The organism is Colwellia asteriadis (assembly GCF_039523295.1).
Taxonomy (GTDB): domain Bacteria; phylum Pseudomonadota; class Gammaproteobacteria; order Enterobacterales; family Alteromonadaceae; genus Colwellia; species Colwellia asteriadis.
This window is the reverse complement of the sequence record NZ_BAAAFA010000005.1, coordinates 182,918-197,055: the sequence shown is the minus strand read 5'-3', so window position 1 is coordinate 197,055 and position 14,138 is coordinate 182,918. Positions and strand designations below refer to the sequence as shown.

The following is a 14,138-nucleotide window of genomic DNA, read 5'->3' as shown; positions in this document are numbered from 1 at the left end:
CTTATTTACTTTTCTTTTTAAGGGAGCCTTGGATATTAATTGTTGAGGAAGCTTCTAACATTTCTAATAAATTAAAAGTATTAACGGCTCCCTCTCTTGAGTAAAGGCTTGCTAGCTTTTTAAAATCGATATGTTTTAAATCATCCAGAACAAGTAAATCATAATACTTATTTACGTTACCGCTATTTATTAATGCAAGGTTAAAACTGTTATGAGTAGAATTGGCTAAGGGGTGGTGTGGTATACCATTTTTTACATCGTAAATCGCAATAATCGCAATAGCGCCCATTAAAAAGTGTCCACCAACACTTGCCGATAATTTTTTTTGATTAATACTCTCAATGGCGTTACTCATCCAGTCAAAACCGCCAATTAAAATATCTTTACCTGCTTCTAAACCTAACTCTTCTATGGCTTTTATTACACCTAAAGCCATATGATCTGAAGCAGACCAAATAACATTGATATTAGGGTAACGCTGTAATAGTTTAAGTGTTTTATGGTAAGCATCTTCTGCGGACCATCCTGCATGCACAATTTGAGTTAATTCAGCATTGTGCTCTTTAATCGCAGCAAGAAGTCCATTATTGCGTAGTGTTGATTCAGAGCCAAAGTGACCGCTAATGCCTGCAACAAGAGGTTTTTTTTTCGCGACTTTAGCTTGTTCAAGTAAGTTTGACGCGAGTATGTAGCCGGCATTTTCATTATCAAAGTAAATCTCTCCTAGCCAACCCTTATAAAGCTCACCAGGTGAACCAATCTGCGCTTGTTCTTCGGGTGATAAGGTTTGCTCTAAGGTTATAATTTTAACGTTTTGTTGCTTAAGAAAGTCCATGGTTTGTTTAGCATTACCCGGATAATTAATCAGAATAATATAATCGGGGCTATGTTCTATATTTTTGAAGTAGCTTTTAAGAGCTTCAAATTGAAAGAACCTTGTGCCATCACCATAAATAATATCAAGATTAATGTTTAGAGCTTTAGCTGCTTGCTGTGTAATGATTTCGGTTTTATGCCAGAAAGGATCGGCTTTAATTGATGGGTTTACCATAACTACATTGACGCTCTTTTGTATTCCATCTTGAGCCATTACATAGTGAGTCATGATTAGTGACACTAATGTCATTAATACAAATACTCGTAACGTTTTCAAGAGATGCTCTATAAAAGAATGTGTTGAGTTGGTAATCACCATAAAGCTCGTAAACCTCAAATTAACGATAATTATTATTGCTTTGTACATACTATATAAAATATTCACTCAATAAAGCATAGTACACTTGAGCTAGATTTTTCGCTTAATCATATCCCTAATAATAAAACGGTTCGGGCTTAAGTTAAATAGCATTTCAGTGTTGACAGGAAAGGGGGTATTACAAATATCTGCGGTTAAGATTTCGGCTGCCAATGGGGCAGAGCATAAACCACGCGCTCCAAAACCTGTCATTAGATAAAGGTTATCAATACAGGGAGCTGGCGCTTGGTAAGGCCAGTTCTTGTCTTTAGCTAAGTGCGGATACTGAGTTATATGCTCACTGATGTTAGGCATGGCACCAACTAAAGGTAGGTGATCTTGTGACATGCAGCGCAAACGCGCTTTACTCATACTAATATCTTCACTTTGCCAATTAATGGCTTGGGTTAGCTCAGGTAAACATTTTTTAAGCATTGTTATATTGTATCGGTCATCTTCGCTTGTTGGGGTATCTGATGTGTTGTTTTTTTGAAACGTTGCGCCAATACAGTGCTGATTATTATGTGCGGGTGTTAGGTAGCCCTTATGACAAATAACCGTTTTTAATGGGCCAATAACCGAGTTGGTTTTCATGCTAGTAACTTGACCACGCGTTGCACTTAACGGTAAAGAGCTCAGCTGCTCTATATTAATATTTTCAGCACCACCACAAAGAACCACTACGCTGGCGTCAAAGTTCTCTTTATCGCTAATTAAACGCCAACTTTTATTATGAGAATTTTGAACTAATTTATTGATTTTTGTTTGGCACTTAATGCGTAAACGGTTGGTTTTTTCGGCAGCATTAAAAAGTTGTTTCACAAGCTCTGGTGGTGAAATCCAGCCAGCATGTGGCATAAATAAACCACCATGATCTAATTTTATGCCAGCATGCTCACTTGCTTGATGCGCATTAACACCATGAATAAGAGAGGCTGGCCAGGCATTAATTTCTTCGAAGGCTTGTTGGCGTTTAACTAGGCTGTCTTTATAAGACACTTCTAAAATACCGCACCAGTCGTGAGCAAAATGAAAACCTTGCTTTAATAAGTCTTGATAAAGGTTTTTTGCGTGTAAAAAAGCATGCTGATAAAATAAACTAATGTCGTCACTTTGTTGATGAAACAGTGGATAAAGAGCGCCAATGGCGTTACTTGAAGCGCCTTGAGCAACACTCATATCTTTACAGTAAAGTGTAACCTTAACGCCTTGTTTGGTTAAGGCGTAACTTAAACATGCTGACGCAATACCCCCACCAATAATACTGACATGTTGAGGCTTGGTGATGGTCGGTCTGAGCTGATAACCTTTGCGAGTTATTGGGTTTTGTTGAAATATAGCCCGCTGTGCATCAGCCTTTTTGCCATTTAATATTAATTTTTCAGTGCGGTAGCCAATACGTTGTAGCTCTCGTTTAACAAAGCCTGCTACGGTAAAAGTGGTTAGGCTTGCTTGCGCTTTTGATAAACGAGCAATTTGATTAAATAGTTCACTGCCCCACATCTCAGGATTTTTTGCTGGCGAAAAGCCATCTAAATACCAAATATCAATCAAACCTTTTTGTTTACCGCGGCTATGGTTTATATGTGGTTCGAATGCCGTCAATGCTGCAGTGGCATCATCAAATAGTAAGGTTAGCTTGATATTATTATCGAGAAAACTCTCAGGTAACGCTATTGATAAATTGTTGGGGAAGTTATCGGGATCACCTTGAGGATATAATGCTATTAGTAGATCGCTATAATTGGCTAGTTGCGGCAGTATTGCTAAAGACTTTACTAGTTGTGCTTTTGATAACGGGTATTTTTCAACACTAATAAAGTGTAGTGGAGGGAGTTTTTTTTCGGTTGATTTTTGTGCTCTCTCATAAGCTTGCAGGGTTAAAATAAAGTTCAATCCTGTCCCAAAACCTGTTTCAGCTATAGTGACGGTGTCACTTGCTTGTAATAATCGCTCGGTAATATTATTACCATCAATAAAAATTTCTTTACTTTGTTGATAGCCACTTTGGGTATCAAAATAAATGTCATTAAAACGTTGTGAATAAGGACTACCATCTGGGCGATAATGTAAATGATCATCACTATTGTTAATAGGCTCTTTATCCAAAGAGGTTGCTTTGGCTGGTTTTTTATTTGGATGCTGATTAGGTGATGACATTTTCGATACAAATTTCCGTAATACAACTAGTTATCTGAATGACATTTTACGTGAAAACTTGATAAGGATCAGTGTTATTTTACTTCTGCTTGCTGGCATTAACTAAAATAGCGTAGCTATCTAGAGCATAATGACATATTATAGTGTACAAGTGTACGCTGGTTCTGGAGTTGAAATAGATTAGCTTTGATAGGTAATACCAGTTTGGCCGCTATTATCAGTATAATGGCGAAGATTTTATAATTAAAGATGGTTAATTAAATGAAACGTGTCGTAATTACAGGTTTAGGTATTGTATCAAGTATTGGTAACAATGCAGAAGAAGTGCTAGCTTCATTAAAAGCGGGTAAGTCAGGTATTACTCATTCAGAAAGCTTTGCTGAACAAGGGCTAAAAAGCCATGTTTGGGGCAAGCCTGCACTTGAAACAAAAGATCATATTGACCGTAAAGCTATTCGCTTTATGGGAGATGCTGCAGGTTATGCGTATATCGCGATGGACCAGGCAATCAAAGACGCTAAATTAACTGAAGAGCAAGTATCTAATGTTCGCACCGGTATTGTTGCTGGTAGTGGCGGTGCTTCATCTGCAAATATTGTTGAGTCTACCGATACTTTACGTAATCGTGGTATTCGCCGTGTTGGCCCTTATGCTGTACCTAAAACGATGGGTAGTACCGTATCAGCTTGTTTAGCGACCCCGTTTAAAATTAAAGGTGTTAACTATTCTATTAGCTCAGCTTGTGCAACCAGTGCTCACTGTATTGGTAATGCAATGGAGCTTATTCAACTAGGTAAGCAAGATGTTGTTTTTGCTGGCGGTGGTGAAGAAGTTCATTGGTCATTAGCGATGATGTTTGACGGTATGGGCGCACTATCAGCGGGTCGTAATGATACACCAGAGTTAGCTTCACGTACTTATGATGCAGACCGTGACGGTTTTGTTATTTCTGGCGGTGGCGGTATGGTTGTGGTTGAAGAGCTAGAGCATGCATTAGCTCGTGGCGCACATATTTATGCTGAATTAGTAGGTTACGGTGCTACGTCTGACGGCTATGATATGGTTGCTCCAAGTGGTGAAGGTGCAGTACGTTGTATGCAACAAGCAATGCAAGGCGTTGAAGGTAAAGTAGACTACTTAAATACCCATGGTACCTCGACACCAGTAGGTGATGTGAAAGAGCTTGGTGCTATTCAAGAGTTATTTGGTGCCGACTCTCCAGCCATTAGTGCAACTAAAGCCATGACAGGTCATGCATTAGGTGCTGCGGGTGTTCATGAAGCAATTTACTCTTTATTAATGATGGAAAACAACTTTGTTGCGCCATCAATTAATGTTGATAACTTAGATGAACAAGCGCAAGGCTTAGATATTGTTACTGAAAAACGTGACGCAGAGCTTAACTTGATCATGTCAAATAGCTTTGGCTTTGGTGGCACTAACGCTACTTTAGTAATGAAAAAATTTAACGGTTAATTATTATAATTAAGCCGCAGTTAAAAGCCCGATAGAAACACTTTCTATCGGGCTTTTTTGTGCAAAAAATTACGACTTGTTTTGTTAAAGATAAAGCTAGCCTACTAGTTGTTATAAAGCTATCACCGTATAATAGAAATACATTTCCTGATTTCCTTGGTAAGCGTTATTTATAATGAAAATCTATTTTGATGAAAATATGCCTTTTGCTCACGAGTTTTTTTCTGGTTTTGGTGAGTTAGTCCCTTTTTCTGGCAGAGAAATTACAGCAGAGCAGGTGGCAGATGCTGATGTATTATTAGTACGCTCTATCACTCAAGTTAATGCGCAATTACTAGCGAACAACAACAAGTTATCGTTTGTTGGTAGTGCTACTATTGGTACCGACCACATTGATTTACCCTATTTAGCAGGTCGTGATATTAACTTTCATTCAGCGCCTGGTTGTAATGCGGTTTCAGTAGCTGAGTATGTATTAAGTAGCTTGGTTGTACTTAGTGAGCGTTATTTACTGGATTTAAGCTCATTAACGGTTGGGATTGTTGGTGGCGGCAATACTGGAACACGTTTAAGTGAAAAGTTAGCGGCTTTAGGTATTCGTTATAAAATTTGCGATCCGTTACTTGAGCAAAAACCTCAAGACTTACGTGAATTCTCTTCGTTAACAGAAGTATTAGACTGCGATGTTATTTCACTGCACGTGCCGAAAGTTACTACGGGTGATCACCCAACGTATCATTTACTCAATAGTGAAAACTTAGCTAATTTACGTGATGAGCAAATATTAATTAGTGCATGTCGTGGTGATGTTATTGATAATCAAGCGTTACTGGCTTTAAAGCAATTAGGGCATGGGTTAAAACTGGTGCTTGATGTTTGGGAGGGGGAGCCAAAGGTGCTTGAGCCTTTAATTCCTTATACCGAATTAGCAACGGCACACATTGCTGGTTATAGCTTAGAAGGAAAAGCTCGTGGCAGTGAAATGCTCTATCAGGCATTATGTCAGCACCTTAATTTAAAAGTGACACATAAGCTAACGGACTTTTTACCGAGCGCAAGTATTACTTTTGTTGAATTAAAGCAAGATTTTAGTCAAATATTACTAAACCAGCTGGTAAAAATGGTTTACGATGTAAGGCGAGACGATGCAATATTTCGTCAACAATTATCCGTTGAAGGTTTTGATAGTATCAGAAAGAGCTACCCCGTTCGTCGAGAATTTTCCGCAGTAACGGTATCTTCATCACCTAATGCTTATAGTGATGTGCCACATCATTTAGGCTTTAATAAAATGTCCAACTAAAAGAGAGAGGATCATGGCACAAAAATTTGATGTATGCATACTTGGCGCAACAGGGCTAGTTGGCAAAACTATTATGGAAATTTTAGAGCAACGCGACTTTCCTATTAATAAACTGTACCCATTAGCAAGCGCTCGCTCAGCCGGTGAATTTATTGAATTTAATGGTGAAAGTATTGAAGTGCTAGATGCAGATCATTTTGATTTTAGTTTAGCGCAAATTGGCTTTTTCTCTGCTGGCGGCTCAACGTCTGCTAAGTTTGCACCTATTGCTGGCGAAGCGGGTTGTATTGTTATTGATAATACCTCTGAATTTCGCTACGAAGCTGATATTCCATTAGTTGTGCCAGAAGTTAACCCAGAAGCACTTGCTGAATACCGTAATCGCAACATTATTGCTAACCCTAATTGTTCAACTATTCAAATGATGGTTGCATTAAAGCCAATTTATGATGCCGTAGGTATTAGCCGCGTTAATGTAAGCACATACCAGTCAGTATCTGGTGGCGGTAAAGAGTGTATCGACGAATTAGCTAAGCAAACATCTGACTTACTTTGTGGTAAGCCAGTTGAAAGTAAAAACTTTTCTCGTCAAATCGCATTTAATGTTATTCCACAAATTGATGTGTTTTTAGAAAATGGCTACACCAAAGAAGAAATGAAAATGGTGTGGGAAACGAAGAAAATTTTGAATGACGAAAACGTACTGGTAAATCCTACTGCAGTAAGAGTACCTGTATTCTTTGGTCACGGTGAAGCGTTACACATTGAAACTAACTCACCAATTTCAGCTGAAGAAGTTAAAGATTTACTAGCGCAAGCACCTGGTATTGTTGTTTGTCGTAACGATGAAGACTTCCCAACACAAATTGGTAATGCAAGCGGCAAAGATGAAACTTTTGTTGGTCGTATTCGTGAAGATATTAGCCATAACTGTGGCATTAATATGTGGATTGTTGCTGATAACGTACGTAAAGGCGCAGCAACTAACAGTGTGCAAATCGCAGAGCTATTAGTAAAAGATCATTTAAGTTAATTTATTTTATATTAGCCGATTAAAGAAAAGCTAAAACTCGTCGTTAACTATAGATAATATGGCTAACAACGAGTTTTTTTATGCCTGTTATTCTGGTGTAATGGTTTATACCCGTAGAGTTTAATGCTAAATAACCTAACTTGGTATCATCAGTTCACTTAATGTAAAGTAGTGATGAAAGAGTGTTGAGATAAATCATACTGATTTTATTCAGTTAAAAATCATTCAGAGGCGAATAACACGAGACATCTTCATTGAATTTGGTATTATTTATGAACATTTTGCGAGTTAGCTGCCTATAATGCCTGTTGGAACAATTTTTGCTTATTTAGCATAAGCAAATTAACCAAGCTAATTCAGCGATTATTTACGTAAAGGGTTATTCAAAACGGCATTTTTTTGACAAATGCAGTGGAATGTAACGTAATTATAATAAAAATTAGGATATCTTAATGCAAAAATTATTGCGCCTGTGCCTATGGCAGGTAGTCATTTTTGGCATACTTTCAATGCACTTTCCTGTTAATGCCGAAGACGATCGTGGCATTCGTATGCGTGGACCTAAAAGCAGTGATGTTTTTCCTTATGATCGTTACGGACCAATTAACTCACGAGATACCTTATGGAACATCGCTTTAACGATTAGACCTGATAATCGTTTAAGTGTTTATCAAGTGATGGAAGCACTCCATCAAGCTAACCCGAAAGCTTTTGTCGACAGCAATATTAACCATTTAGTTGAAGGACAATATTTAAAAATACCATCATTCGATCGCATGATGGCCGTAAATACAGAACAAGCACGCGCAAAAGTTGAGTCAGATGAAAAATCATGGGCTAAAAAACAGCCTAAAGTAGCTAAAGAGCCAGTTGTTGTGGCCCCGAGTGTTAAAAAAGAAGATCTAGATACTGTTAAAGTTGAGATTAATGATCAGCTACAACAAATTGATAGTGAACAACAAAAGCGCTTAGCCACCATTCAAAATGATGTCTTAGATTCTATAGATGGTTTACAAGCTATTCTCAAAGAAAATGAAGCGTTACGTCAGCGTTTAACTACTTTCAACGACAAACTTGTTGTCATGCAAAACGAGGTTGCCAAAAGTAAAGAAATTAAGTTGCAAATGGACGATATGATCCAATTGCAACAAGCATTACTTGCTAAAGCTGAGGCTAGAGAGCAGCAACTACTACTTGAAAAGCAGCAAGCTGAGCTCGCCGAAGAAGATTTTACTTCAAGTATCTGGTTCCTATTATTAATGGGCACAGTGCCGGCGATGTTATTGCTGGGTTTATTGGCTTTTCTTTTTAAGCGTCGTCAAAAAGCATCCGATGAAGTTTTTTTTAATGAGTTAGATAAAGAAAAAGCACCGAAAGAAGCACCTGAAAATAAAAAAGAAACGACTGACGATGAACTGTCACTTGTTGGCGATTTAGATCTAGACGATGAATTATCCCTTGATGATGAGCTTGATATTGAAGATGAATTATCACTCGATGATGATTTAGGCTTAGATTTAGATGATAGTTTATCGCTTGATGATCAATTACTGGATGATGACTTATCGGTTGACTTATTAGAAGACGATGGGGAAAAGTTGCTTGACGATGATGTAATTCATTTAGATGACGACGATGATGATGCCTTAGATGATCTTGAAGATATTTTACTCGATGATGATAGTGATAGTGATGGTGAAGCTTTAGAAGGCGGAGAGTTAGGTCAAGGTGATTTAGATGATTTACTTTCAGGCTTAGGGAGTGATGACGAATCAACCGAAGCTGAAGACTTGCCTGACGGTGAGTTAAATCAAAATGATTTAGATGACTTGCTTAATGGTTTAGGTGATGACGACGATACGGAAACTAACACCGAAGAAATTAATATTGATGAAGAGCTTGCACAAGCGTCAGCGGATGTCACAGAGCCTGATGATATTGACACATTACTTGAGTCTGTTGATGAAGAGCCAGCGCCTGCAGCAGATGTCACTGACCCTGATGATATTGACGCATTACTTGATTCAGTGGCAGAAGAGCCAGCGCCAGCAGCAGATGTAACCGACCCAGATGATATTGACGCATTACTCGATTCGGTGGCAGAAGAGCCAGCGCCAGCAGCGGATGTCACTGACCCTGATGATATTGACGCATTACTTGATTCAGTGGCAGAAGAGCCAGCGCCAGCAGCGGATGTCACTGACCCTGATGATATTGACGCATTACTTGATTCGGTGGCAGAAGAGCCAGCGCCAGCAGCAGATGTAACCGACCCAGATGATATTGACGCATTACTTGATTCAGTGGCAGAAGAGCCAGCGCCAGCAGCAGATGTCACTGACCCAGATGATATTGACGCATTACTTGATTCGGTTGCTGAAGAGCCAGCGCCAGCAGCAGATGTAACCGATCCAGATGATATTGATGCACTGTTAGACTCAGTAAATGACAAAGCAGAAGCGGCAGCAACAGAGCCAGAAGAGGTTGCCCCAGAAAAAACTGCTCCAGAAGAAGCTGCGCCAGCAGCGGATGTCACAGACCCAGATGATATTTATGCACTGTTAGACTCAGTAAATGACAAAGCAGAAGCGGCAGCAACAGAGCCAGAAGAGGTTGCCCCAGAAAAAACTGCTCCAGAAGAAGCTGCGCCAGCAGCGGATGTCACAGACCCAGATGATATTGATGCGCTGTTAGACTCAGTAAATGACAAAGCAGAAGCGGCAGCAACAGAGCCAGAAGAGGTTGCCCCAGAAAAAACTGCTCCAGAAGAAGCTGCGCCAGCAGCGGATGTCACAGACCCAGATGATATTGATGCGCTGTTAGACTCAGTAAATGACAAAGCAGAAGCGGCAGCAACCGAGCCAGAAGAGCTTGCCCCAGAAGAAGCTGCGCCAGCAGCGGATGTCACTGATCCAGATGATATTGACGCATTACTTGATTCAGTGGCAGAAGAGCCAGCGCCAGCAGCAGATGTAACCGACCCTGATGATATTGACGCATTATTAGATTCAGTGGCAGAAGAGCCAGCACCAGCAGCAGATGTAACCGACCCAGATGATATTGACGCATTACTTGATTCAGTGGCAGAAGAACCAGCGCCAGCAGCGGATGTCACTGACCCTGATGATATTGATGCGCTGTTAGACTCAGTAAATGACAAAGCAGAAGCGGCAGCAACCGAGCCAGAAGAGCTTGCCCCAGAAGAAGCTGCGCCAGCAGCGGATGTCACTGATCCAGATGATATTGACGCATTACTTGATTCAGTGGCAGAAGAGCCAGCGCCAGCAGCAGATGTAACCGACCCTGATGATATTGACGCATTATTAGATTCAGTGGCAGAAGAGCCAGCACCAGCAGCAGATGTAACCGACCCAGATGATATTGACGCATTACTTGATTCAGTGGCAGAAGAACCAGCGCCAGCAGCGGATGTCACTGACCCTGGTGATATTGACGCATTGCTTGATTCTATGGATATCGATATAGAACCAGCTCCAGAAGCAGATGTAAGTAATAATGAACAGGCTTCTGAGACTGATAAATCTGTAGATTTAGAGAGTGATAACAGTGAATCTGATGAGTCTATTAGTGCTGCTAAAATAGAGCAGTTTACAGAAGAATATGTAGCCCCATTTTTAAATGCAGACTTTGGGGATTTATCAACAGAAAAAACGAACGAAGATCCTGGTAAACCATTAAGTGATATTAATGACTTATCAAGCGAAGAAGCAGAGTCAGATAATAATGAGCAGCAAATAGCCCAGTTTACTGAAGAGTACGTAACGCCATTTTTGAATGCTGATTTTAGCGATCATACTGATGAAAAATCAACAGAAGTAGTACCTGAACGTAGCAGTGAAAATAAAGCTGAAACCATTGAAAATAAAGCTGAAACCATTGAAGATGATGATTTGGATATTGATGCGTTGCTCGATGAAAACAGCGTAGAGCAAGAAGATGTATTGGCAGATATTGGTGACTCTTTAACGGGTATTACAGATAATGAAATCGACTCAGCAGTTAATCATGACTTTGATGAGGAAATGCTTAATAATCTTTTATCTGAAAATATTGATGAGCAAGGCTCACCTGCGGATGACAACGTTGAAAATGAATCAGGCTCTGATTTTACCGATAAAGACGTATTAGCCAGTTTACTGACGGAAGATAACGAAAGCAAATCAACGAGTGACTCTTCAACAACAGAAATCGAAGATATAAAAGAACTGGATAACGTTGATTTTGATGAGTTGCTTGCCAATATTGAAGAAGAAAACCATAGTCAAGTAGAGGTTAATACCGAAGACGAAGACATTGGTGATAGTTTACTTGATGGTATTATTAGCAATGAAAGTAGTACATCAAACGAGAATCAAAATGCAATCGTTTCTGGTAATGTGCCTTCAGAAAGTGACTCTTTAACAAAAGAGTCAGCTGAATATGTTTCAGTTGACACTTTATTGTCTCAAAGCATGACGGCAGAAGAGAATAATGAGCCTTATGAAAAAACTAATATTGATGTCGGTTTAGGTGAGTATTCACTTTACGATGAAGATAATAAAGGCGTTGATGTTGACAGTGATAATAGTATGTCAGCCAAGCTTGAATTAGCTAAAGTCTATTTGGAAATGGATGATGCTGATAGCGCGCAAGTTATTTTAGAAGAAGTAATAAGTAAAGGTAATAACGAAGAACAGCTTACGGCTAAAACATTACTTGAAGGCTTATAATATTAACCATGAAACGGCGCTAGCGATTACGACTTTTACTATCAGTCATAGCTTAACGCCTTAAAATAATAGATAATGCGCATCAAAATTAAGGTCCTGTAGAGTTTAGGTGGAAAGTTTGATGCGTTATGCGCTTGGTGTTCAATATGACGGTAAGCATTATTGTGGTTGGCAACGACAAAATAATGTCATAACAGTGCAAGAGAAGCTTGAAAAAGCACTATCTAAAATAGCTAATGAAAAAATTGAAGTTGTTTGTGCTGGACGTACTGATACCGGTGTTAATGCGACTAATCAAGTTGTTCACTTTGATACTAATGCCACACGTAAAGATGTTGCATGGACTTTAGGGGCTAATACTCATTTACCGCCTGATATTGCAATCAGCTGGGCGCGTGAGGTTGATGATGAGTTTCACGCTAGGTTTAGCGCTACAGCAAGGCGATACCGTTATATTATCTATAATCACCCATTACGTTCTGCTATTTTAAGCCACGGTATTAGTCATTGGCATCATGAGTTAGATGCCGAACTAATGCATGATGCCGCTCAATATTTAATTGGGCGACATGATTTTACTTCATTTCGTACCGTACATTGTCAGTCACATTCACCTGTTCGTACAATTGAACATTGTCGGGTCTTTAGGCAGGGTAAATATATTATTGTTGATATCAAAGCGAATGCTTTTTTACATCATATGGTCAGAAATGTGGTTGGAAGTTTATTTCGAGTAGGGCAAAAGCAAGAAAGCATTGCTTGGATACAAGAGGTGCTTTTAGCTAAAAACCGTTGTTTGGCTGGTGTTACAGCACCACCAGAAGGGTTATATTTTGTCGATGTGGATTACCCTTCACAATTTAAAATACCTAAACAACCACTAGGGCCATTATTTTTATAGGTGCTTTAATGCTTGTGTTTTTATAATATTTTCATTTAAACAACACAGCAGACCAGTTTTTTATATAATATATACCTAAATCTATGGTCTAATATGCGGTTTAAGATCTCCGTAACCACTGTGCTATATTTTACCTAACAATTTATGTTAATTTTAGTGGTAAATAAGTAGTAATTAAGATTTTTTTTCAATGCTGTTTTTGATACTAGTGTCACTAAACATCATTCGTTGCAATAGGCAAAAATAATATTATGAGCTGGATAGAAAAAATTCTCCCAAAAGCAAACTCAACACAAAAACGAAATATTCCTGAAGGGGTATGGAGTAAGTGTTCATCTTGTAATGCGGTGCTTTATAAAGTTGAACTTGAACGACAAATATCGGTGTGTCCTAAATGTGATCACCATATGCGTATTAGTGCACGTAAACGTATTGATAGCTTTTTAGATAGAGATAATCGTTTAGAGCTTGGTGAAGAATTTGAAGCGCAAGATATTTTAAAGTTCAAAGATTCGAAGCGCTACAAAGATCGTTTAAGCGCAGCGAGAAAATCAACGGGTGAAAAAGACGCCTTAGTCGTTATGAAGGGTGAGTTACACGGTACGCCAGTTGTTGTTGCCGCGTTTGAGTTTGCTTTTTTAGGCGGTTCAATGGCATCAGTTGTTGGAGCTCGCTTTGTTAAAGGTGTTGAGTACTGCTTAGAGCATAACATTCCATTTATTTGTTTTTCAGCAAGTGGTGGAGCGCGTATGCAAGAAGCGTTATTTTCACTAATGCAAATGGCTAAAACCAGTGCCGCTTTAGCTAAAATGAGTGAGAAAGGCTTACCCTACGTTTCAGTCTTAACGGATCCTACAATGGGCGGCGTTTCTGCAAGTTTAGCTATGTTAGGTGATATCAATGTAGCTGAGCCTAAAGCACTTATTGGTTTTGCTGGTCCGCGCGTAATTGAACAAACAGTGCGTGAAAAATTACCAGAAGGCTTCCAACGTAGTGAATTTTTATTGCAAAAAGGCGCTATTGATATGATTATCGACCGCCGTGAAATGCGTGAAAAACTAGCGCGTTTATTAGCTAAGTTTATGGGGCAAACTAGTCCATTCCCTCACTAAAATTGCACTAAATAAACTCATAGGCATGTCTTGTATTTATAAGGTGGAGTAACAATATATCATTATATTGGCTCCGCCTTTTTTATATGCCTAACTCACTTAAACTTGTTTTGTGCGTCAATAACTAGTTTATTGTAAGTAATGCAAGGCCATTATAGTTAAAAAATAACAGCTTGATATAAATATATT

General features: G+C 39.1%; 8 protein-coding genes. 6 read left to right on the top strand and 2 right to left on the bottom strand.

Annotated elements, in window-relative coordinates:
• Position 1 precedes the first annotated feature (1 nt).
• Entirely contained in the window at positions 2-1,153 is a 1,152-nt protein-coding gene (locus ABD005_RS08830) for an ABC transporter substrate-binding protein (RefSeq protein WP_343817021.1), read from the bottom strand.
• A 132-nt stretch (positions 1,154-1,285) separates the two neighbouring features.
• Positions 1,286-3,394, bottom strand: coding sequence for a bifunctional tRNA (5-methylaminomethyl-2-thiouridine)(34)-methyltransferase MnmC2/FAD-dependent 5-carboxymethylaminomethyl-2-thiouridine(34) oxidoreductase MnmC1 (mnmC, locus tag ABD005_RS08825; protein WP_343817019.1), 2,109 nt, complete (start codon positions 3,392-3,394; stop codon positions 1,286-1,288).
• A 261-nt stretch (positions 3,395-3,655) separates the two neighbouring features.
• Between mnmC and fabB the strand changes: the two genes are divergently transcribed.
• The 6 genes from fabB (at position 3,656) to accD (ending at position 13,949) form a co-directional block, all read left to right on the top strand.
• Positions 3,656-4,870, top strand: a complete 1,215-nt coding sequence (gene fabB / locus ABD005_RS08820) for a beta-ketoacyl-ACP synthase I (protein ID WP_215978998.1) — start codon at positions 3,656-3,658, stop codon at positions 4,868-4,870.
• A gap of 175 nt (positions 4,871-5,045) precedes the next feature.
• Positions 5,046-6,173, top strand: coding sequence for a 4-phosphoerythronate dehydrogenase (locus ABD005_RS08815; RefSeq protein WP_343817017.1), 1,128 nt, complete (start codon positions 5,046-5,048; stop codon positions 6,171-6,173).
• Positions 6,174-6,186: 13 nt separating this feature from the next.
• A complete protein-coding gene (locus ABD005_RS08810) occupies positions 6,187-7,206 on the top strand; it encodes an aspartate-semialdehyde dehydrogenase (protein WP_215979000.1) in 1,020 nt (339 codons plus the stop codon).
• 452 nt (positions 7,207-7,658) lie between these two features.
• Positions 7,659-11,936: a FimV/HubP family polar landmark protein gene (locus ABD005_RS08805; protein ID WP_343817013.1), complete on the top strand. Its 4,278-nt coding sequence runs from the start codon at positions 7,659-7,661 to the stop codon at positions 11,934-11,936.
• Positions 11,937-12,057: 121 nt separating this feature from the next.
• On the top strand, positions 12,058-12,837 hold the full coding sequence (gene truA / locus ABD005_RS08800; RefSeq protein ID WP_343817186.1) for a tRNA pseudouridine(38-40) synthase TruA: 780 nt from the start codon (positions 12,058-12,060) through the stop codon (positions 12,835-12,837).
• Between the two features lie 251 nt (positions 12,838-13,088).
• Positions 13,089-13,949, top strand: a complete 861-nt coding sequence (gene accD, locus ABD005_RS08795; RefSeq protein WP_215980528.1) for an acetyl-CoA carboxylase, carboxyltransferase subunit beta — start codon at positions 13,089-13,091, stop codon at positions 13,947-13,949.
• The last annotated feature ends 189 nt before the right edge of the window (positions 13,950-14,138 follow it).

Coding starts and splice junctions, on each gene's coding strand:
- mnmC (WP_343817019.1), bottom strand. CDS start 3,394: ATGTCATCACCTAATCAGCATCCAAATAAAAAACCAGCCAAAGCAACC.
- fabB (WP_215978998.1), top strand. CDS start 3,656: ATGAAACGTGTCGTAATTACAGGTTTAGGTATTGTATCAAGTATTGGT.
- ABD005_RS08815 (WP_343817017.1), top strand. CDS start 5,046: ATGAAAATCTATTTTGATGAAAATATGCCTTTTGCTCACGAGTTTTTT.
- ABD005_RS08810 (WP_215979000.1), top strand. CDS start 6,187: ATGGCACAAAAATTTGATGTATGCATACTTGGCGCAACAGGGCTAGTT.
- ABD005_RS08805 (WP_343817013.1), top strand. CDS start 7,659: ATGCAAAAATTATTGCGCCTGTGCCTATGGCAGGTAGTCATTTTTGGC.
- truA (WP_343817186.1), top strand. CDS start 12,058: ATGCGTTATGCGCTTGGTGTTCAATATGACGGTAAGCATTATTGTGGT.
- accD (WP_215980528.1), top strand. CDS start 13,089: ATGAGCTGGATAGAAAAAATTCTCCCAAAAGCAAACTCAACACAAAAA.